22 protein-coding genes are annotated in these 20425 nt (G+C 68.9%); 8 read left to right on the top strand and 14 right to left on the bottom strand.

Going from position 1 to position 20425, the window contains the following annotated elements:
* Positions 1-29 precede the first annotated feature (29 nt).
* A complete protein-coding gene (locus tag P3F85_RS07155) occupies positions 30-401 on the bottom strand; it encodes a hypothetical protein (RefSeq protein ID WP_374010549.1) in 372 nt (123 codons plus the stop codon).
* 298 nt (positions 402-699) lie between these two features.
* On the opposite strand from P3F85_RS07155, the gene P3F85_RS07150 reads away from it, so the two are divergent.
* The gene (locus P3F85_RS07150) at positions 700-1431 is read left to right on the top strand and encodes a flavodoxin family protein (RefSeq protein WP_374010548.1); all 732 of its coding nucleotides are present in this window, start codon (positions 700-702) and stop codon (positions 1429-1431) included.
* Positions 1432-1512: 81 nt separating this feature from the next.
* The gene (locus tag P3F85_RS07145) at positions 1513-1740 is read left to right on the top strand and encodes a PLDc N-terminal domain-containing protein (protein WP_374010547.1); all 228 of its coding nucleotides are present in this window, start codon (positions 1513-1515) and stop codon (positions 1738-1740) included.
* Between the two features lie 22 nt (positions 1741-1762).
* On the opposite strand, the gene P3F85_RS07140 is transcribed toward P3F85_RS07145, so the two are convergent.
* Positions 1763-2575, bottom strand: a complete 813-nt coding sequence (locus P3F85_RS07140) for an aldo/keto reductase (RefSeq protein ID WP_374010546.1) — start codon at positions 2573-2575, stop codon at positions 1763-1765.
* Positions 2576-2782: 207 nt separating this feature from the next.
* Between P3F85_RS07140 and P3F85_RS07135 the strand changes: the two genes are divergently transcribed.
* A complete protein-coding gene (locus P3F85_RS07135) occupies positions 2783-3424 on the top strand; it encodes an HdeD family acid-resistance protein (protein ID WP_374010545.1) in 642 nt (213 codons plus the stop codon).
* A 53-nt stretch (positions 3425-3477) separates the two neighbouring features.
* Here the strand turns inward: P3F85_RS07135 and P3F85_RS07130 are convergent, their stop codons facing one another.
* Positions 3478-5472 (bottom strand): prolyl oligopeptidase family serine peptidase, encoded by a 1995-nt coding sequence (locus P3F85_RS07130; RefSeq protein WP_374010544.1) that lies wholly within the window; start codon positions 5470-5472, stop codon positions 3478-3480.
* Entirely contained in the window at positions 5469-6254 is a 786-nt protein-coding gene (locus P3F85_RS07125; protein ID WP_374010543.1) for an SDR family oxidoreductase, read from the bottom strand. The genes P3F85_RS07130 and P3F85_RS07125 overlap by 4 nt, the downstream gene beginning before the upstream one ends.
* Before the next feature lie 108 nt (positions 6255-6362).
* Between P3F85_RS07125 and P3F85_RS07120 the strand changes: the two genes are divergently transcribed.
* Genes P3F85_RS07120 through P3F85_RS07105 form a run of 4 tightly spaced genes read left to right on the top strand, consistent with a single transcriptional unit; the run spans position 6363 to position 8717 of the window.
* On the top strand, positions 6363-6863 hold the full coding sequence (locus P3F85_RS07120) for an NfeD family protein (RefSeq protein ID WP_374010542.1): 501 nt from the start codon (positions 6363-6365) through the stop codon (positions 6861-6863).
* The gene (locus P3F85_RS07115; protein WP_374010541.1) at positions 6860-7846 is read left to right on the top strand and encodes an SPFH domain-containing protein; all 987 of its coding nucleotides are present in this window, start codon (positions 6860-6862) and stop codon (positions 7844-7846) included. Before P3F85_RS07120 ends, P3F85_RS07115 begins: the two co-directional genes overlap by 4 nt.
* Positions 7843-8373 carry a glycerophosphodiester phosphodiesterase family protein gene (locus tag P3F85_RS07110; protein ID WP_374010540.1) on the top strand — a complete coding sequence of 177 codons (531 nt, stop codon included), beginning with the start codon at positions 7843-7845 and terminating at the stop codon, positions 8371-8373. Before P3F85_RS07115 ends, P3F85_RS07110 begins: the two co-directional genes overlap by 4 nt.
* The gene (locus P3F85_RS07105; RefSeq protein ID WP_374010539.1) at positions 8346-8717 is read left to right on the top strand and encodes an RNA polymerase-binding protein RbpA; all 372 of its coding nucleotides are present in this window, start codon (positions 8346-8348) and stop codon (positions 8715-8717) included. Before P3F85_RS07110 ends, P3F85_RS07105 begins: the two co-directional genes overlap by 28 nt.
* 24 nt (positions 8718-8741) lie before the next feature.
* Here P3F85_RS07105 and lnt read toward each other — a convergent pair whose 3' ends face one another.
* From lnt to P3F85_RS07055, 10 genes are all read right to left on the bottom strand, one after another.
* On the bottom strand, positions 8742-10322 hold the full coding sequence (gene lnt, locus P3F85_RS07100; RefSeq protein WP_374010538.1) for an apolipoprotein N-acyltransferase: 1581 nt from the start codon (positions 10320-10322) through the stop codon (positions 8742-8744).
* Between the two features lie 55 nt (positions 10323-10377).
* Entirely contained in the window at positions 10378-12810 is a 2433-nt protein-coding gene (locus P3F85_RS07095; protein ID WP_374010537.1) for a DEAD/DEAH box helicase, read from the bottom strand.
* Positions 12811-12877: 67 nt separating this feature from the next.
* Positions 12878-13630 (bottom strand): twin-arginine translocase subunit TatC, encoded by a 753-nt coding sequence (tatC, locus tag P3F85_RS07090; protein WP_374010536.1) that lies wholly within the window; start codon positions 13628-13630, stop codon positions 12878-12880.
* A gap of 43 nt (positions 13631-13673) precedes the next feature.
* Positions 13674-13994 carry a Sec-independent protein translocase subunit TatA gene (gene tatA, locus P3F85_RS07085; protein ID WP_374010535.1) on the bottom strand — a complete coding sequence of 107 codons (321 nt, stop codon included), beginning with the start codon at positions 13992-13994 and terminating at the stop codon, positions 13674-13676.
* A 4-nt stretch (positions 13995-13998) separates the two neighbouring features.
* Positions 13999-14358 carry a hypothetical protein gene (locus P3F85_RS07080; RefSeq protein ID WP_374010534.1) on the bottom strand — a complete coding sequence of 120 codons (360 nt, stop codon included), beginning with the start codon at positions 14356-14358 and terminating at the stop codon, positions 13999-14001.
* A gap of 9 nt (positions 14359-14367) precedes the next feature.
* Positions 14368-15363 (bottom strand): helix-turn-helix transcriptional regulator, encoded by a 996-nt coding sequence (locus tag P3F85_RS07075; protein WP_374010533.1) that lies wholly within the window; start codon positions 15361-15363, stop codon positions 14368-14370.
* A complete protein-coding gene (locus P3F85_RS07070; RefSeq protein ID WP_374010532.1) occupies positions 15356-16432 on the bottom strand; it encodes a helix-turn-helix transcriptional regulator in 1077 nt (358 codons plus the stop codon). Before P3F85_RS07070 ends, P3F85_RS07075 begins: the two co-directional genes overlap by 8 nt.
* Positions 16433-16453: 21 nt before the next feature.
* Entirely contained in the window at positions 16454-17404 is a 951-nt protein-coding gene (locus P3F85_RS07065; protein ID WP_374010531.1) for a peptidylprolyl isomerase, read from the bottom strand.
* 73 nt (positions 17405-17477) lie between these two features.
* Entirely contained in the window at positions 17478-18518 is a 1041-nt protein-coding gene (locus tag P3F85_RS07060; RefSeq protein WP_374010530.1) for a tRNA (adenine-N1)-methyltransferase, read from the bottom strand.
* Positions 18515-19240, bottom strand: coding sequence for an HAD family hydrolase (locus tag P3F85_RS07055; protein WP_374010529.1), 726 nt, complete (start codon positions 19238-19240; stop codon positions 18515-18517). Before P3F85_RS07055 ends, P3F85_RS07060 begins: the two co-directional genes overlap by 4 nt.
* Before the next feature lie 87 nt (positions 19241-19327).
* On the opposite strand from P3F85_RS07055, the gene P3F85_RS07050 reads away from it, so the two are divergent.
* On the top strand, positions 19328-20263 hold the full coding sequence (locus P3F85_RS07050; RefSeq protein WP_374010528.1) for a proteasome assembly chaperone family protein: 936 nt from the start codon (positions 19328-19330) through the stop codon (positions 20261-20263).
* Positions 20264-20425 lie beyond the last annotated feature (162 nt).

Genomic DNA, 20425 nt, shown 5'->3' with positions numbered 1-20425 from the left:
CGGGGGCACAGCCGCCGCGGTGGTCGCCGTCACGAGGATCCGCGGCGCGGCCACGAGATCTCGGGGTACGGAAAGGGCGCGTCCGGGGTGGTCCAGAAGACGACGAGCGTCGCGAGCACCGCGGCACCCACGACGCCGAGCGCGATGAAGGTCACCCAGTACGGCCGAAGGCACACGGCTGTGACGACCAGAGCGACGGGGAGCCAGCCGACGAAGACGAGCACCGCGAGGATGAACATCCGCGTGACGAATTTCAGCTGGCTGATGAGGTACCAGTCGACAGCGGCCATGAGCAGGAGCACCAGCATAGCCATCGCGACGAGGAGGTTCGCCGCGATGCTCCGCCGGCGGAACCTTGTCGTCGCCCGCGCGACGGCGAGGCCGCGCTCCGATACCGTCATCGATCCCCCTCCCGATCTTCGACGCAGGTTACCGCGTGAGCGTCTCAGGCGCTGACGATATGCGCATGGAAAAGCTGTTCGGTGTCGCTCGCTCCACCGTGTACCGCGCCATCCAACGAGCGGAAGGGGCCACCGCGACAACAGGGCCCGCGGCCTCGAACCGTGTGGTCTAAGCGAAGAACCATTGTGAAGAGGCCAGAAACATCTCCCTCCTCAGCCACACCCGCTCCTGCCAGTTAGACCACGGCCGTCCACGCGTCTGTAGACGCTACGATGCCTGCTCTCTAGGGTGAGAGCCATGAACTCCCCGGACACCGACTTCAGCGGGCTGCGCGCGCTGTTCATCAACACGACGCTCACACGGTCGCCCGGGCGCAGCCACACGCAGTCGCTCATCGACGTCAGCGCGTCGATCATGTCCGCGAACGGCGTGCAGGTCGATCAGTTCCGTGCTGTCGACCACCCGATCGCGACGGGCGTCTATCCCGACATGCGTGAGTACGGCTGGGACGTGGATGCGTGGCCCGAGCTGTTCCCGCGGGTGCTCGCCGCCGACATCCTCGTGATCGCCGGGCCGATCTGGCTCGGGGACAACAGCAGCGAGACCCGGAAGATCATCGAACGGCTGTACGCGCATTCGGGCGAGCTCAACGAGAAGGGCCAATGGCTCTACTACGGCCGGGTGGGCGGATGCCTCATCACCGGCAACGAGGACGGGATCAAGCACTGCGCGTCGAACATCCTCTACAGCCTGCAGCACATCGGCTATGCGGTTCCGCCGCAGGCGGACGCCGGCTGGATCGGCGAGGCCGGACCGGGCCCCAGCTACGGGGATGACGTCGGCGACGGCCGGCGCGTCGGGTTCGACAACGAGTTCACCAACAGGAACACCACCTTCCTCACGTGGAACCTCCTCCACCTCGCCCGGCTCCTCAAGGACGCGGGCGGCTTCCCCGACTACGGCAACCAGCGCCGGGAATGGGATGCCGGTTCCCGGTTCGACTTCCCCAACCCCGAGTACCGGTCCTGAGCCTCGACCGTAAAGGCAAGACTGCCGCATCTCGTTCTAAAGTGTGTGAGACACAGATGGTCGCGAGACAGGGGGAATCGCGTGTTCAGCGGACTAACCGGATGGCACCTCATCGTGCTGGCGCTGTCCATCGTTCCGTTCGTGTTGTGGTTGATCGCCGTGATTCAGATCGCGTCAGCGAAGGCACCGAGCGGCCCTACAGTCCTGTGGTTGCTTCTGGTGACCCTGGTGACCCTTATCGGACCAATCCTGTGGTTCGCGATCGGCCGCGGGTCCATCCAGCGGAACGCGCCGCCGACTCTCCAGTAGAGCCGTCAGCCTCGGCCGTCGATCAGAGGACTTCCAGCGGCACCTTCCGAGGCGGTCGCGGGAAAAGGCGGTCGAGACCGGCTAGCTCGAGGGGCGTGAACGTCACATCCATGGCGGCGCGGTTCTCGAGCACGTGCTCACGCGTGGACGCTTTCGCTGCGGCCAAGAGGTCGGGATGGCGCAGCACCCAGGCGATGGCGATCTGGGCGGCGGTGAGGCCTTTGACCTCCGCCAGCGACGCGAGGAACGGGGTGCGCAGCAGGCTGCCGTGGCCGATCGGTGAGTACGACATCAGCGGGATGCCTGTCTCCCGGCACCACGGGAGCAAGTCGACCTCGGGCCCGCGGGTTTCGAGGTTGTAGAGCACCTGGTCGGTGGCGACCTGGTCGCCGCCCGGCACGGCGACGAGCTCGTCCATGTCCTCGGTGTCGAAGTTGCTGACGCCCCACGAGCGGATGAGTCCCTCCCGGACCAGATCCTCGAAGCCCTCGACCGTCTCGCGCAGGGGATGACGCCCCCGCCAATGCAGCAGGTAGAGGTCGAGGTGGTCTGTGCCCAGCCGGCGCAGACTCGCTCGGCACGACTCCCTCATGCGTCGGCGGTCAGCGTTCGACGGCAGTACCTTGCTGATCAGGTAGACGTCGTCGCGGCGCCCGGCGATGGCTTCGCCGACCAGGATCTCGGAGGCACCGTCGCCGTACATCTCGGCGGTGTCGATGGTGGTGAGGCCGACGTCGATGCCGGTTCTCAGCGCATCCAGTTCGCTGTCGTGGCGTGACGCATTCTCGCCCAGGTACCACGTGCCCTGGCCGAGGCGGGATCGGGTCGTTTCCATGGGCTTCTCCCCCAGTCGGGACGCCGCGGCTTCCGGAGTCCCGGAAGCGCCAGCACGGACGGTACGCCTGCCGCGGCGGGTCTGCCATCCACCCTGCGGCCCTGTCGACGGGATTCTCCGCGATCCCCTCCTGACACGGACGCCCTCCAGCGCTAATGTCAGCAACAACCGCCATGCTGGCGGCCGCCACTGCGAAGGGATGAAGCAATGAGCGTGAACAGCCCCGTAGACCCCGGTCTGCACGAGTTCTCTCTGGATGCCCGCCACATGACGCGCTCCACCATCAACGCCATCCGCGTTGCGCTCGGTATCAGCGGCGCTGTCGGACTGATCCTCGGCATCGTTCTGCTGTTCTGGCCCGACAAGACCATCGCGGTGTTCGCCGTCTTCCTCGGAATCTACTTCCTGGTCGCCGGTGTGCTCCGGCTCGGTGTCGGCATCTTCAGCCGTGAGATGAGAGGCGGCTCCCGTGCGCTCAACATCATTCTCGGAATCGTCTTCATCGCCGTGGGCATCCTGTCCCTGAAGAACGTCTCCACCACGGCCATCGCCCTCCTGATCTTCACCGTCGCCTTCATCGGTGTCGGGTGGATCATCGAAGGGGTCATGGCGCTGGCCGAGGCCGGGCGGTCCCCATCCTCCGGCTGGTCGATCGCGTTCGGCATCCTCAGCATCCTGGCCGGGATCGTCGTCCTGGTGCTGCCGGTCTCGTCGGCCGCGTTCCTGCTGCTGTTCGCGGCGATCGCGCTCATCGTCCTCGGAATCGTCGGCATCGTCCGCGCCTTCACGTTCGGGCGCGAGATCCTGAAGGCGACCGAGACCGGGACCGCCGCACCGAGCGTCGCGTAGTCCTCGAAACGCAGAACGGCCCCGCTCGGGATTCGAGCGGGGCCGTTCTGCACTCAGCGACGGTTGGTGCGGCTCGGCAGGTGCTCCGCCCACCAGTCCAGGATGATGTCGAAACGCTCCCGGCGGTGGCGCGGGCGTCCGCTCCGGCTCAGCTCGTGGTCCTCCCCCGGGAAGATCACGAGCTCGGTCTCCACCCCACGGCGCTTCAGAGCTGTGTAGTACCGCTCGGCCTGCCCCAGCGGGCACCGCAGGTCGGCGGACGAGTGCAGCACGAGCGTCGGCGTCCGCACCTGGTCCACGACGGCCTGCGGACTCTGCGACCGCATCAGGTCCGGGTCGGTTCCCGTGTACTCGTCACCGAAGAAGCTGCCGATGTCGCTGGTCCCGACGAACGCGTCGGGGTCGAGGAACCCGCGTTCGACGATGGCGGCCGCGAAGCGGTGGTCGTGCGCGATCGTCCACGCGGTCAGGTAACCGCCGTACGAACCGCCCATGATCCCGACACGTTCGCCGTCGAGACCAGGAACCTGCGCGATGGCACCGTCGAGGAAGTCGAGCACGTCGGTCAGGTCGACCGTTCCCATCCTCTGGCGGATGACGCGTCCGTGCTCCTGCCCGTAACCCGCCGACCCGCGCGGGTTGCACATGACGACGGCGTACCCGGCTGCGACGTACACCTGCGCCTCGTCGAACAGGGCGCCGGTGTACGCGGCGAACGGACCGCCGTGGATGTTGAGGAGCACGGGATGCGGCCCCTCCCCTTCCGGAACCAGCACCCACCCGTGCACGGGATAGCCGTCGCGGCCGGCGATCGTGAGCTCGGTCGGCGTGACGACACCTTTGGCGCGCAGCGGAGCGGACAAGTCGGTGAGCCGCTGGAGTCCCGCGCCGTCGACGAGAGCGACGTCCCCGGTGGTGCGGGCATCGGCGAAGCTGACGACGATCGTCTCGCCAGCAACACCCGCTCCCCCGACCACGGTGAGGTCGTCGGTCAGGCGTCGGCTCTCCCCGGCAACGTTCACCTCGGTCAGTACGAGTGCGCCGCGGCGCCGGTCGTGCACGAGGACGGCGTCGTCACGGTAGGCCGTGATGTCCGACTCGGTGAAGTCGACCGTCTCGGGGTCGCTCAGCAGGCGCGGGGCAGCACCGTCCGCGTCGATGACGTAGAGCGCGGTGTTGCGGCCGACGAAGTCCCGTCCGGTCTCCCCCACGTCCTGGGCGGTGAAGAACAGGACGCCGTTGTTCGCGTACTGCGCATCCACGACGCTGTAGGAGCCGTGCTTCCCGGTGAGGTCCTGCGCCTCGCCGCCCTCGACCGCGACGATGAAGACATTGGAGCGCAGGTCGACATCGCGACTGGCGTGACGCGCGGACACGAAGGCGATCCGGCGGCCGTCCGGCGAGAACGAGATCGAGCCGTCATCCCACGGCCCGTCGGTCAGCTGCCGCGGCTCGGCGAGCACTGGAGCGCCGTCCGTGGAACCGTCGGGGAGGGGGACGACGGCAGGCGACGGCGGCGACCACACGTCCGGGACGGCGACGACGAATACGTGCGCCCGGCGGTCGATGGTGTAACCGAGTCCGTTGGCCTGATATTTCAGTGAGTCGATCCGGCGGGCGGGCTCCCCGTTCGGGTCGATGCCCTCGACGGTTCCGTAGCGTCCCTGTTCCGGCTCCCGGCTCACGAACGCCAGCGTGCGGCCGTCCGATGACCAGGCGAACTCGGTCACGCCGAGGGTCCGATCGGTGACAGCGACCGGCTCTCCCCCGGCCGCATCGACCACGTACAGCTGCGGTGGACGCTTCGGCTCGGCACGCAGGAAGGCGAGAAGCCGGCCATCCGGCGAGAATCGCGGGGCCGTATCCCGGAACCCGCGCGTGAGCAGTCGCGGTGCGGCGTGCCCGCTCAGCGGGATGGTCCACAACTGGCCGACGGTGGCGTCGGCCGAAAGCGACGGATGCGTCACCGAGACGACGGCACGGCCGCCGCCGGGGTGGACTGTCGGCGCCGAGACGCCGACCAGCAGGTCGAGGTCGGCGGCCCTCACTCGGTGATCTCGGATTCCACGATCGGAGTGAAGCTGGACACGTCGCCGACGAGGCGGGTGTGGTCCGCGGGGATCGGGTCGACGACGGCGGCGGCGACCTCGGCCGCGAACTCGCTGACGTTGTAGAGGCGGCCTGCGGCCTCCTTGCGCGCGTCGATCGCGCCGGGGTTGAGCCGGTTGAGCAGCGTCGCGGTGATCGTGCCCTCGATCATGTCGCCGGAGACGACGACGAACTCGACACCCTTCTCCTCGAGCGTGGGGAGCAGAGCGCGCAGCGCATCCTCGCCCGCCCGCTTGCTCAGCGCGACGGCCTCGTACTCCGGCATGGTCGGCGTGGTCTGGATGAAGTGGGCCTGGTGGCTCGTCACGAAGACGACGCGCGACCCGGAGCCCAGCAGCGGAAGCGCCGCGGTCAGCACGTTCACCTGCGCGTCGCGGTTGAGCTGCATGGCGTAGTCCTCCGCCATGCCCGACTCCATGCCCCCGGAGGCGTTCAGCACGAGGATGTCGAGGCCGCCCCAGGCAGCGGCGACCGTCTGGAACATCCGGTCGACCGAGGAGGCGTCCGTCAGGTCCGCGCCGACCGCGAGGGCCGATCCGCCCTTCTCGACGATCGCGTCGACGAGCTTCACCGCTCGTGCCTCTTTGTTCCGGTAGTTGATGACGACGCTCGCTCCGGCGTCGGCGAGATACTGCGCGGTATCGGCTCCGATGCCGCGCGACGAGCCGGTCACGAGGGCACGTTTGCCCGTCAGCGAACCAGCGGAAAGGGGGTTGGCCACGAATACTCCTCGGCGTCGATGTCTAGCATCCTGAGACTACCAAGTGGGTCCGATCCGGTGTCGCCGGCGACTGTTATGGTCGTACCAAAGCAGTGAAAGGAGGACGTCATGGACATCACGTCCTTCGCCTGGATCGCCTGGCTCGTCCTCATCCTCGTGTTCGTGATCATCGAGATGCTGACGTTCGACTTCGTCTTCCTGATGATCGCCGTCGGCAGCCTCGGCGGACTGCTGTCGGGCCTGTTCGGGGCGCCGTGGTGGCTTCAGATCATCATCGCGGCCATCGTCTCCGTCCTCCTGATCTTCTTCATCCGGCCGCCGTTGCTGCACGCGCTCAAGCGCGGTGGCGACCCGGCCAAGAGCAACGTCGACCGGCTGATCGGGATGGGCGGCATCGTCGTCTCGACGGTCACCCGCACGACAGGGCTGGTGAAGCTGCAGGTCGGCGAGACGTGGACCGCGCGGCTCGCACCCGGTCAGACCGCTCCCCCGGAGCTGGTGCCGGGCGAGCACGTCGTCGTCATCTCCATCGAGGGAGCCACCGCCGTCGTGGCACCGGCGCCGGTCGCCACAGGAACCGACGGACTGAGCGAGAGGATCGCCCCATGAACGATGTCACCCAACTCGTCGTGACCATCGTCGTCAGCGTGGTCATTCTGATCATCGCGATCTTCGTGCTGGTCACGCTGTTCCGCGCCATCCGGATCATTCCGCAGGCGCGCGCCGGCGTCGTGGAGCGGCTGGGCAAGTACCACAAGACGCTGCTGCCCGGACTGAACGTCGTCGTGCCCTTCATCGACAAAGTGCGGCCGCTGATCGACCTGCGCGAGCAGGTCGTGTCGTTCCCGCCCCAGCCGGTGATCACCGAGGACAACCTGGTGGTCTCCATCGACACCGTCGTCTACTTCCAGGTGACGGATGCGCGAGCAGCCACGTACGAGATCGCCAACTACCTGGGAGCGGTCGAGCAGCTGACGACCACGACGCTCCGTAACGTGGTCGGCGGCCTCAACCTCGAAGCCGCCCTGACCAGCCGCGACAACATCAATGGCCAGCTGCGCCTCGTCCTCGACGACGCGACAGGCAAGTGGGGCATCCGCGTCTCCCGGGTGGAGCTCAAGGCGATCGACCCGCCCGCGTCCATCCAGGACTCGATGGAGAAGCAGATGCGCGCCGAGCGCGACCGCCGCGCCGTCATCCTGACCGCCGAGGGCAACAAGCAGTCCGAGATCCTGAACGCGGAGGGCAGGCGGCAGGCCGCCATCCTCAGCGCCGAGGGTGACGCGAAGGCAGCGGTGCTCCGAGCTGAGGGTGAAGCGAAGGCGATCACCACGGTGTTCAGTGCGATCCACGAGGGCAACCCGGACAACCTGCTGTTGGCCTACCAGTACCTGCAGACGCTGCCGAAGCTCGCGGAAGGCCCGGCGAACAAGCTGTGGATCATCCCGAGTGAGCTGACCGAAGCGCTGAAGGGCATCGGGACGGCGTTCGGATCGGCAGGTGCCGGGCGTCCCGGTGCCGACGGCCCAGTGATGGATGCCGACGCTCAGCAGGCCCCTGCCGCGTCGGCTTCGCCTCCCTCCGGACCGTGACTTTCCTCGACGGCCGGCCGCCGCGCGTCATCGCGCACCGCGGCCTGGCGATCGACGCGCCCGAGAACACCCTGCTCGCCTTCGCCCGCGCGCTCTCGGCGCGTGCCACCCACCTTGAGACGGACATCCACGCATCGGCGGACGGTGTCGCCGTCATCGCACACGACGCGGACCTGACCCGTGTCGCCGGGCGAGATGTGACGATCGCGCACCTGACGATGCCCGAGCTGCGCCGCATCGATCTCGGCCACGGCCAGGGCTTCTGCACGCTGGCGCAGGCGCTCGACGCGTTCCCCGACGCCCGGTTCAACATCGATGTCAAAGATGCGCGAGCGGCAGCGCCGGCCGTCGAGGCCATCCGTGCCGCCCGCGCCGTCGACCGAGTGCTCATCACCAGCTTCTCGCCGCAGCGCCGGCGCGCGGTGACGGATCAGTTGCCCGGCGTCGCCTCCTCCCCCGCCGTGTCCGAGTTCCTGCCGATCCTCGCGGGCGCCACACAATGGCAGATCGCAGCTTGCGCGGCATGAGACTCGGCGCCCAAAGCTTACAAAGCGAAGAAGGCGTCGTCTACTCTCCGCGTTCCCGTTATACCTACCTGTGCACCGTGTGCGGGCAGGACTCCGAGGTCGTGTTCTCGGCCGAGGCCGAGGCACCCGACACCTGGGAATGCAAGCACTGCGGGCATGAAGCTCGCCTGCTTGTGAACGACACCCCCGTCGAGGTCGACCACTCGGACGTCAAGGTCCCGCGCAGTCACTGGGACATGCTGCTCGAGCGGCGCACCCGCGCTGAGCTCGAGGAACTCCTGGAGGAGCGCCTCCAGTTCCTGCGGGCCCGTCGCGGCACCAGCGAGCACAAGCACAGCGCCTGATCGTCGGCGCACTCGAGGCCGTTCTCACCGTCGAGGTGAGGACGGCCTTTCCATGTCCAGCGGTCGCCGCAGATGCACCGGCGCTGAGCGACGTGCGCCGGATGCGACGAGCAGGCCGAACAGTCCCAGTCCCGCCACCAGGAACTCGATCCCCCGGCTGAGGAGCGTCGCCGGCGTCGTGGTCGTGCCGATCGGCACGTCCGCGACCATGTGGCCCGGTCTGAACGGCGCGATCGAGCTGATCGTGCTCCCGTCCGGCCCGATGATCTGACTGCTGCCGACCGTCGAGATGTTCACCAGCGAGCGGCCGGCCTCGATCGCGCGCAGCCGGGCGATGCCGAGCTGCTGTTGGTTCTCATCCGTCTCGCCGAAGTCCGCGTTGTTCGTCTGGGCGAGGATGATCTGCGCTCCCCCGCGCATCATGTCGGTCAGCAGCTGGTCGTCGACGATGTCGAAGCAGATGGAGATGCCGGCGCGCACGCCGCTCACGTCGAACACGTTGTCGCGCGTGCCCGGCGTGTAGTCGCGACCGATCAGGTCGATGAGATCGGGCGCGAACGGCCGCCAGAACGCCCGATCCGGCACGTACTCGCCGAACGGCACGGGATGCTTCTTGTCGTAGTAATCGACCGCGCCCTTGCCTGCCTCCCACTGCAACGAGGTGTTGAAGAGCTTGCCGTCGCGCTGGGTGATCGTCCCGACGACGAACGGCGCGCCGAACTTGCGGCTCAGCGCGTCGAGGATCGCCGCGTTGTCGGGGTCGCGCGTCGGATCCGGGAGCGCCGATCCCTCGGGCCAGACCACCATGTCCACCTTGTTCGCGCCCGTCACCTGCGACGAGGGGATGCGGAGCGTCTCGGCCACCTGCGTGTTGAAGACGGCCCCTTCCGGTGCATTGTCGAAGTATCCCGCCGGGCCGTTCCCCTGAACCGCCGCGATGCGGGTCGTTCCGTGGGTGGTCGCGGGCCAGGCCGGGATGGCGAAGACCAGCGCGACGGCGATCCCGGCGAGGAGGGCCCGCGAATCGACCCGTACATCGATCGCGAACGGCAACTCCACCAGGACGGCGACGAGCCACACCATCGCAAAGCTGAGGCCGGAGATCCCGAGCCAGGCGACCAGCGGCGCGAGCGGGCTGGTCGACTGCGATTCGGCGACCCGCCCCCAGGAGAACCCGCCGTAGGGCCACGTGCCGGTGACGAACTCCCGCAGCACCCAGAGTCCGGCCACGATCACGGGAAGGAGCCCCAAGCGGCCGAGCGCGCTGGGGAACGCCCGCGGCACCCAGCGATAGGCGAGGGTGATGAGGATGCCGCCGACGCCCCAGAACAGCGACTCCAGGGTCGAGAGAGCGATCCACGGGATCGGGCCGAGGTACAGCGCTGTCCAGGCGATGTGCACCAGGTAGAACGATTCCCCGGCGACGAAACCGATGAGGAACGCCGAGCCGGCTCTGCGCCCCCGCTGCGCGATCAGCACCATCGCGATGCCGACGAACGTGAGCGGCCACCAGTCGAGCGCCGGGAACCCGGCATCGAGCACCGGTCCGGCGCCCGCCGCGATGAGGACCGCGAGCCACAGTGGCAGCGGGGCTCGGGGTCGCATGTGCACGAAGGGAGAGCCTAGGGCATCCCGATGAGGATTCCCGGCAACCGACGAGTCAGGCGACCGACGAGTAGGCCACGATGCCGCGGCGGATGGATTCGAGCGCCTGCCGGGCCACCCGGCCGACGTTCCCCTGGGCCACCAGCGACAGCTGATCGAGCAGGTCGATCGTCTGCTTCGTCCAGCGCACGAAGTCTCCGGCCGCCATGTCGGCCTCGGACAGCACAGCGTCCAGCCCGGAACCGCGCGACCACATCCACATCGCCAGGGCGATCGTCGTCGACGGCGGCTCGCTGCCGGGGAGCCGGTTGTCCTGTTCGAGGTCGTCCAGCTTGCTCCACAGCTCGGTGGTCCGCTCGAGCGCGGGGCGGAACGCTCCGCGCGGGAGGGTGCGCTCGCCCGCGAGGCCGTCGTCCCGGCGCGGCTCAAACACCAGCGCGCAGGCCATCGCGGCGAGTCCGGGCGCGTCGAGGTCCTTCCAGATGTTGCGCCGCAGGCACTCGGCGACCAGGAGGTCACGCTCGCCGTAGATGCGCTTGAGGGTGCGTCCGTGGACCGTCAGCGTCGTCTCGCCGTCCTCATTCTGAAGATAGCCGAGTTCCAGAAGCACCTCGGAGACCCGGTCGAACACCTTCGCGACCGCGCCGGTGCGGGACTGGATCTGGGATCGCAGTTTGTCGGTGTCACGCTTCAGCTTCCACCAGCGTTCCGCCCACCGCGCGTGCTGCTCGCGCTCGGGGCAGCGGTGGCAGGGATGGTCCTTCATGCGCTTCCGCAGCGCGGCGAGCTGCTGCTGGCGGCGCTCCCGGTCGCTGCTCGACGCGGACTCGATGCGCGAGCCCTTCCGCTCCAGGTCGGTCAGCTCCCGCCGGATGGCGAAGTACTCCCTGAAGTCGCCGAGATGGCAGGTCATCGACTCTTCGTACCCGGCGAGCGACTGCTCCTGCTGCAGGGCCTTCCGCGCGAGGTCGACGACCGCCCGGTCGGCCTGGAACTGAGCGAAGGACGACTCCAGGATCTCGCGCGTGCGCGGCCGCCCGAACTGGTCGATCAGGTTGACGGCCATGTTGTACGTCGGCCGGAAGCTGGAGTTGAGCGGGTAGCTGCGACGGGACGCGAGGGAGGCGACGGACTGCGGATCGAGCCCGTCCTCCCACTGGATGACCGAGTGCCCCTCGACGTCGATGCCACGGCGCCCGGCCCGGCCGGTGAGCTGGGTGTACTCCCCCGGTGTGATCGGGACGCGCGCCTCGCCGTTGAACTTCTCCAGCTTCTCCAGCACGACGGTGCGCGCCGGCATGTTGATGCCGAGGGCGAGCGTCTCCGTCGCGAAGACGGCCTTGACGAGCTTCCGGCGGAACAGCTCCTCGACGACCTCCTTGAAGGCCGGGAGCATGCCGGCATGGTGCGCGGCGACCCCGCGTTCCAGGCCCTCCAGCCACTCCCAGTAGCCCAGCACGGCGAGGTCCTCGTCGAGCAGTGTGCGGCAGCGGTCCTCGACGATCTCGCGGATCTCATCCCGCTCGTGCTGCTCGGTCAGACGCACTCCCGCGCGCAGCACCTGCTTCACCGCCGCGTCGCACCCGTTCCGGCTGAAGATGAAGAAGATCGCCGGCAGCAGGTTGCGGTCGTTGAGGAGCATCACGAGGTCGGAGCGGCTCATCCGGAAGCTGTCCGGCCGTCCGCCCTTGGAGTGGTACCGGCCGACATCCCGCATCTGACGGCTGCTGAGCACTCGGCCGCCGTACCGTGCCATCTGCACGAGCTCCGGATTCACGCGATTGGTGGCGGCGAGCCCGGAGGAGTCGAACAGGTCGATGAGCTTCGACCGCATCAGGATGTGCTGCTCCAGGGGCACCGGCCGCTCCTCGGAGACGATGACGTCGGTGTCGCCGCGGACCGCCTGGAGCCAGTCGCCGAACTCCTCGGCGTTCGACACCGTGGCGCTGAGGGACACCATCCGCACCTCCGACGGCAGGTGGATGATGACCTCCTCCCACACGGCACCGCGGAACCGGTCGGCCAGGTAGTGCACCTCGTCCATGACGACGTACGCGAGATCGGTCAGCAGGTCGGAGTCGGCGTAGAGCATGTTGCGGAGCACCTCGGTCGTCATGACGACGATCCGGGCCCGCGAGTTGATGTTGGTGTCGCCGGTGAGCAGTCCGACCGACTCCGGCCCGTACGCGTCGACGAACTCCTGGAACTTCTGGTTGCTCAGAGCCTTCATCGGCGTCGTGTAGAAGACCTTCGCGTTGGCCTCGCGCATGGCGAGGAACACGGCGAATTCGGCGACGATGGTCTTGCCCGCTCCCGTGGGCGCCGCCACCAGCACGCTGCTGCCGCGCTCCAGGGACGCGCACGCCTCCCGCTGGAACGGGTCCAGATCGAAGCGCAGCCCCTCGCGGAAGGTCTCGAGCAGGGGCTGGCGGGCCCGGTCGCGCGAGGCGGCGTACCGCTCCGCGGGTGAGAGCGTCTGGTCGGTCACCCGCCCAGCCTATGCCCGCCCGGCGACAGCACGCTGGGCCTGACCGGGATGCGGTCGGTCGGTACGCCTACGCGGCGAGTTCGGCTTCCAGCCGGTCGGCGACCTTCGCGGCGCGGCGGTCGTGGAGCCAGGCGACCCCGTAGGCGGCGAAGTACAGCGCGACCATCGGGATCGCCAGCAGGAACATCGACAGCACATCGGCCGCGGGCGTCGCGATCGCCGTGAACAGGGCGATCAGGATGAGCGCCCAGCGCCAGGACGCGATGATCGACTTCGCGCTCAGCACGCCGACGAAGTTCAGCAGCACGAGGAACACCGGAAGGACGAAGGCGATGCCCACCGCGATGACGAGCTTGAGGATGAAGTCGAAGTACGTCTTCGCGCCGATGATCGCGGAGTCGGCCTCGGGGGCGAAGCCGGTCAGCAGGCTCACGATGTGCGGCACCAGCAACCAGCCGCACACTCCCCCGGCGATGAACAGCGGGACGGCTGTGAAGAAGAACCCGAAGCCGTACTTCAGCTCCTTGCGCGTCATCGCGGGAACGAAGAACGCCCAGATCTGGTAAAGCCAGACCGGGCTGGAGATGATCGCACCGATGGTGATCGCGACCTGCATCTTCAGGTCGAACGCGCCGGTGATGCTGTCATAGTTCAGCATGGCCTCGCGACCCTGCTGCTTCGCGATGTCCGTGATGGGACCGCGCATCGCATCCATCACGTAGTCGCTGAGGAACCAGCCGACCACCGCGCCGGCGAACAGCGCGAGCGCGGAGCGGAAGAGGCGTTTGCGAAGCTCGATGAAGTGCTCGGCGAGCGTCATCCGTCCTTCGCGGCTGGTGCCTCGCTTGGTCGAGGCCACCGGACTAGGACTTCGGGTTGGATTCGGCCGCGGGGTCGACCGGGGCCGGGGTGGGCGTCACGGGAGCCGGGGCGACGGGTGCCTGTGCAACGGGTGCCTGTGCGACGGGCGTGGAGGCGGAGGTGGCGGCCGCGGTGTTCTGCGCGGTGCCGTCGTCGGCCTGAGTGTTCTTGCCGTCCTTCTTCAGCTCGTCGACCTCACCCTTGAAGATGCGCATCGACTGGCCGATGCTCTTGGCGAGCCCAGGAAGCTTCGGCGCACCGAAGAGCAGCAGGATCACGGCGAGGATGATGAGCAGATGCCATCCGGTCAGTCCTGCGAACATGAGATCAGGTCCTTCTCAAAAGGTGGGCGAAGCGGTCGGGAACCGTTGCGGGGTCCACGTCGACCAGTAGTCTACCGCGCCTGACCCGCGCATCCCTGCGAGCTTGCCGGGCGAACGCGCGGCCGGCGCGCTCGTCCTCGCGTGCCGCGCGGAGCTCCTCCGCATCGGCCAGGACGGCGGGTTCGAAGCGCTCCTGCAGCTCGTCGGCCCGGCGGGACAGGATCTCCGCCTTGTCCATCAGCTCGGCCGCCTCGCGTCCGGCGGCGACCACCTTGCGGAACAGCCACCAGGCGAAGAACGCGAGCTCGCCGAGTAGACCGAGCACGAGCACGGTCCAGATCACCAGCCACGACCACCAGGGCATGGGTTCAGCCTAGTCTCGCGGGCGGGAGGGGCCGGTGTACCGCTCCACTCCCGCGCGCGCCCAGCCCGCGACGAGCTGTCGCGCCTCGGGAGGATCGAGCACGGTGAGGACGCCGGACAGGCCCGCTACCAGCCGCTTGAGGCCATGGAAGTGCGCGACACGGACGCTGGTGCGGATGAGATCACCGCGGACCTCGCGCTCTGCACCCTCCGGGATGTAGTCCTCGATGAGCCGGATGGCTGACGCGGACACATCCACCGTGACGAGCTGGTCCTCGTCGGTGCCGGTGAAGAGCGTCTCCGGAAGCTTCACATCCCCCGGCCGGAAGGTGATCGCCTCCTCGGTCGCGACGAGGTTGTCGATCCGGTCGAGCCGGAAGGTGCGGATGGCCGTGCGCAGGTGATCCCAGCCGCGGAGGTACCAGTCCTGGTCGACCGACTCGATCCGCAGCGGGTCGACGCGTCGGCGTGCCCGCTCGCCGTGCGAGCTGAGGTAGTCGAACTCGACCTGGACGCCGCCGATCACGGCATCCCGGATCGTCGCAAGCACTTCGTCGGTCTCGGAGCGCGCCACGGCGAGCTGGCTCGGGGCCGCGGACGCGCCGCGGGCGAGCTTCGCCATCAGCGAGCCGATCGCGTCCCTGTCCGCATTCTCCGGAAGCGCAGTCAGATACTGCAACCCGGCGATCAGTGCCGCCGCCTCGCGCGCCGAGAACCGCGGCGAGTCGTCGATCGCCACCTGGTGCGTGAGGATGATCTGGTCGTTCTCCTCGAAGTCGTCCCAGGCGATGTCGAAGAGATCGCCGGGCTGATACGCGTTGGTCTCGCCCGGGATGCCGGAGACGGCGATGAGGCGCACCGCGTCGCGCAACTGCTCCTGCTCGACGCCGAAGTGCTCGGCCGCCTCGGCCACGCTCACCCGGTCGCGGTCCATCAGGTACGGGACGAGGGCGAGCAGGAACGCCAGCTTGTCCTGCGCCTGCATCGGCTTGCGGCGATCAGCCATCGGTCCGCTCCCCTGGTGAGGATGCGCCGGCTGCGGGCGCGCCGGTGTGAGCGGCCACCACCGCCTCGAGGCGCTGCACGACCTGCTCCCGCAGCTCCTGCGGTGCGATCACGAGCACCTCCGGCCCGAACGACGCCAGCTGGTCGGCGAGGATGTTGCTGTCCGAGAAGTTGACCGTCAGGCGCAAGGGCTCCCCCTCGAGGCCCACCGGGACGGCGTCGCCGTAGCGCTTGCCGAGCCGGGTGGCGGCATCCGTTCCGGCTGTGACCTCGATCTCGGCGACGTTCGACTCCCAGATGCGCTCCAGCTCCAGCAGCGCGCGCTCGGCGAACGCCTCACCGTCCACCCGGTACACCTCGGGATCGAACGTGCGTGCGGTCACCTTGACCGGGCCGACGATGCGCGAGAGGAGGAACGTGCGCGAGCCGTTCGCCTCCTGGTCGATCCCCTGCAAGTGCCAGCGACCCTGGTGCTGCACCAGCGCGAGGGGCGCGACGGTGCGCTGGCGGGAGGCGGTCTCGCCCGGTTTCAGATAGGGGAACTGGACCATCACGTGACGCTCCAGCGCTTGGCTGACGGGTTCGAATGCGGGCTCGCGGACCCGCAGCCGCGGTGCGTAGCCGACCACCGGATCGTCCGCCTCGACGCCGAGCGAGCGCAGCTTCATCAGAGCCCGGCGCGACTCCCCCGACAGCGACCCCTCGCGCCACACGGCGGCGGCCAGTCCCAGCAGCGTCAGTTCCTCCGGAGAGAAGCTCACGTCGGCCGGAAGGTCGTAGGCGCCCTTCGGGATGCGGTAGCGCAGCAGTTGGTTGTTGCCGGAGGCCTCCGGCGCCTCCACGGTCTCCAGCGGCACGCCGAGCTCGCGGATGTCGTCCTTGTCGCGCTCGAACTGGCGCTCCAGGCTGCTGTTGTCGCCGTGCGACTCGTAGCGCTGGCGGTAGCCCTGCACGGTCGAGAGGATCTCGCTCTTGGTCAGCCCGTTCTCGGTCGCGAGAAGCGCCAGGACGAGGCTGAACAGACGCTCCTCGACCGGGACGCGCGCGGGCGAAGACGAGGAACGGGGCACCCGTCCATCCTAGTCCGCGGGCTAGCGGATCCCCAGGATGTCCACGACCCAGGCGGCCGCGGGAACCTGGCCCTCGGCCGGCGCCTCGATGACCACCTGCGAGCCGACCTGCTTGCCGACCAGCTGGCCGAGCACGCTCTGCGGAAGGGCCTGGTTCTCCTGGCTCTGGCCGGTGCCGATGGACACGAGGTCGGGCGAACCGGACTGCCAGCTGGAGAAGACGACGTTCTTGTTCTCCCAGCCCACGGCCGTGTACTGGAGGATGACGAGCGAGTCCTTCTTGACCGTGGCGCCGTCGCCGACCTTCAGCTGCTCGGTGCGCAGCTCCTTCGGTGCAGAGCCCGACGACGGGATGGTGATGCCCGGCTGGCCGTTCGGTGCGAGCACCACGGTCGGGAAGCCCGAAACGGACGGCCGGACGGCGCCGTTCGCCTTCGCCAGGTACGCCTTCAGGATGTCGACGACGATGATGCCGGAGCTGGTCGCGTTCGTCCCGCCCGCATCCTTCGGCGAGATGACGACCGCGACGCGTGAGCCGACGGGAGCGCACTGCAGGCCCTTGCTCAGTGCCGCGTTGCCGGCACCGAGTGCCAGTGGGTAGCTGTCACCGCTGCCGTAGGACGTCTGCTGAACCGCGCCGGTGGCGCCGTCGAGGATCGTGTACTGGATCTCGACGACCTGGCCCTGGTGGACCTGCTCGCCGGTCCCCTCGGTGATGATCGTCCGCTCGGACTTCGTCGTGTCGAGCGGCGTCGGAACGGTGATCTTGGGCTTGGAGCCGATCTTGCCCGTCGCCTCCACCAGCTGCGAGGCGGACCCCGACGGCAGGGCCTTGTCGCAATCGGCGGCCGGGTTCGAGGAGCATCCGGTCAGGGCCGCGGCCACCAGGCCGGTGGCTCCGATGACGACGGCTGCACGACCGAAGAGGGTGGCTCGGCGGCGGGCGGTTGCGCTGCGGACTGCTCCAGGCACGGGTCCTCTTTCGGTGCGATCGGTGGGGATGCGGGACGGCCGTCGTCGACGCGCGGTGTCCCGGTCATTCATGCTAGCCGACGCTCGGAGCGTCCCCGTCCCCGTCCAGCGGAGCGTCAGCGTCCTCATCGGAATCGCGCGACTTCGCGAGCTCAGCGCTCGCGGTGGCCTCCCGCATCCGCTTCCGCAGGCTCTTCGGGCTGGACTGCCGCTCCCCCAGCGCGCCGGGCGTCCACGCCTCGACGTCCGCGTCCGAGTAGTCCGACTTGGAGGGGCGGCGCTTCAGCTCGGGCAGCACCGTGCCCGGCGCGAGCCGGCGCGCGGTGATGAGGAAGCCGGTGTGCGCGATCATGCGGTGGTCCGGCCGCACGGCCAGACCCTCGACGTGCCAGCCGCGCACCATCGTCTCGTTCGACTGCGGGTGCGTGAAGTTGCCGGAGGCGCGGATCGCCTCGGCGACGCGCGAGAGCTGGGTCACGGTCGCGACGTAGCAGATCACCACGCCGCCCGGCTTGAGCGCCTCGGTGACCACGTCGAGCGTCTCCCACGGCGCGAGCATGTCGAGCACCACCCGATCGACGCTTCCCGGCTCGACGGCCGCCGGGAGCGCGTCCTGGAGGTCGCCGACGGTCAGGGTCCAGTTGGCGGGATCCGTGCCGAGGAAGGTGGCCCCGTTGGCGCGGGCGACCTCGGCGAACTCCTCCCGGCGCTCGAAGGACAGCAGGTGGCCCTCCGGCCCGATCGCGCGCAGCAGCCAGAGCGACAGGGCGCCGGAGCCGACGCCCGCCTCGACGACGGTCGCGCCAGGGAAGATATCGGCCAGGGCGACGATCTGGGCCGCATCCTTCGGGTAGACGATCGCGGCCCCGCGCGGCATCGACATGACGAAGTCGGTGAGCAGCGGGCGGAGCGCCAGGTGCTCGACGCCCGCGTTGTTGGCGACCACCGAGCCGTCCGGAAGGCCGATGATCGCGTCGTGCTCGAGGACACCGCGGTGGCTGTGGAAGAGCTTGCCCGGCTCCAGGGTGATCGTGTTCATCCGGCCCTTCGGACCGGTCAGCTGAACGCGGTCCCCTGCCCGGAAGGGGCCGGAACTGCGGGGTGCCTCGCTCATCGGCCGGCCACCTCTCGGCGCGCACGCGCCACCGCGGCGATGTCGTCGGCGGTGCGTCCCTCCAGCGTGTCCCAGAGCGTGTGCTCGTCCGACTCCGGAAGCGGCACGATGTGCGGCACCCCGATCGTCGCCGCGCCCGCGTCGACCGCGGACGCCAGTCCGACCAGCGAATCCTCGATCGCGACCGTGTCGGCGACATCGACGCCCAGCAGGCGCGCGGCCTGCAGATACGGTTCCGGGGCAGGCTTGGGCTCATCCACCTCGTCGCCGCTCACGATCACGTCGAAGGCGTCGAACGGGATGTGCCCCACGATCTGCTCCGCCATCCGTCGCACCGACATGGTCACGAGGGCCGTGCGGACGCCGCGGCGGCGCAGGGACTCGAGCAGCTCGCGCGCCCCGGGGCGCCAGGGGACGCCGTCCTGGTCCAGCTTCTGCTGCACGCGGTCGGTCAGCCACTGCACGATCTCGTCCGCTTCCAGCGCGACGCCGCGCGAGCGGAGGATCTCGGCGGAGTTCCACAGGCCGAGTCCGACGAGGAGGAGTCCGTCGTCGTGGGTCCAGGTGCCGCCGAAGGAACCGACCAGCTCCTGCTCGGACGCCATCCAGTACGGCTCGGTGTCGACGAGGGTGCCGTCCATGTCCCACAGCACGGCGGCGGGAAGCCCGTCCGCATCCTGATCGATGGGGGCCTGTTCGCTGCGGGGAGAAGACGCGGTCACAACGGGCAAGTCTATCGGCAGAGGCACGGGCCTATCCTTGAGGGATGGCGCTCCGACCGGTCGCCAGGGAGGACGAGGTACGACTTCGTGACTGACGGACAGAACATCCTCGGCGGCCGCATCCTCGTGGTGGCGTTCGAAGGCTGGAACGACGCCGGCGAGGCGGCCAGCGGCGCGGTGAAGACGCTCAAGGAGCAGCTCGAGGTGGTCCCGATCGCCGAGGTCGACCCGGAGCTCTACTTCGATTTCCAGTTCAACCGGCCGGTGGTGACCGACGACGACGGGCGGCGCCGCCTGATCTGGCCGTCGGCAGCGATCTACGGCCCCTCCCTCCCGGGACGCATCGGCGAAGACCTCGCAGGCGACGCCGAGCTGACGGTCACCGGCGACAACGCCGGGAACATCTTCCTGCTGCTGGGGACGGAGCCGTCGCGGAGCTGGCGCAGCTTCACCGCCGAGATCATGGATGTGGCCCTCGCCGCGGACATCGGTGCGGTGGTCTTCCTCGGGGCGATGCTCGCGGACGTGCCCCACACCCGCCCGATCTCCGTCTTCGCGTCGAGCGAGAACGCCGCGGTGCGGGCCGAGCTGGGCGTCGAGCGGTCGTCCTACGAAGGGCCGGTCGGCATCCTGAGCGCGCTCGCGGAGGGTGCGGAGGACGTCGGCATCCCGACGATCATGATCTGGGCGTCGGTCCCCCACTACGTGCACAACGCGCCCAGCCCGAAGGCGGTGCTGGCGCTGATCGACAAGCTGGAGGAGCTGGTCGACGTGACGATCCCGCGCGGGACGCTCGTCGACGAAGCCGCCGCCTGGGAGGCGGGCATCGACGCCCTCGCGGCGGACGACGAGGAGATGGCGTCCTACATCCAGCAGCTCGAGCAGGCGCGGGACACCGTCGACTCGCCGGAGGCGAGCGGCGAGGCGATCGCGCAGGAGTTCGAGCGCTACCTGCGTCGGCGCGGCGACGGTCGCGACGGCGGCACTGCGGGCCGCGCCCCCGACGACCCGCGCCGCGGCTGACCCGCGCACCGCACCCGACTTTTCGTGCCGAAGGTGCGCTCTCGCGCCCCCGAAGCGCCCATTCGTCACGAATCCGCGCACCCCGCGGGAGGGCGATTCGTCACGAATGTGCGCTTTGGCGCCCCCAAAGCGGCGATTCGTCACGAATGTGGGCTTGTGGCG

It is taken from the genome of Leifsonia sp. T36S-04, from assembly GCF_042465655.1.
Lineage (GTDB): Bacteria > Actinomycetota > Actinomycetes > Actinomycetales > Microbacteriaceae > Leifsonia.
The sequence above is the reverse complement of the archived record's forward strand: the minus strand, read 5'-3'. Positions and strand labels throughout refer to the sequence as shown.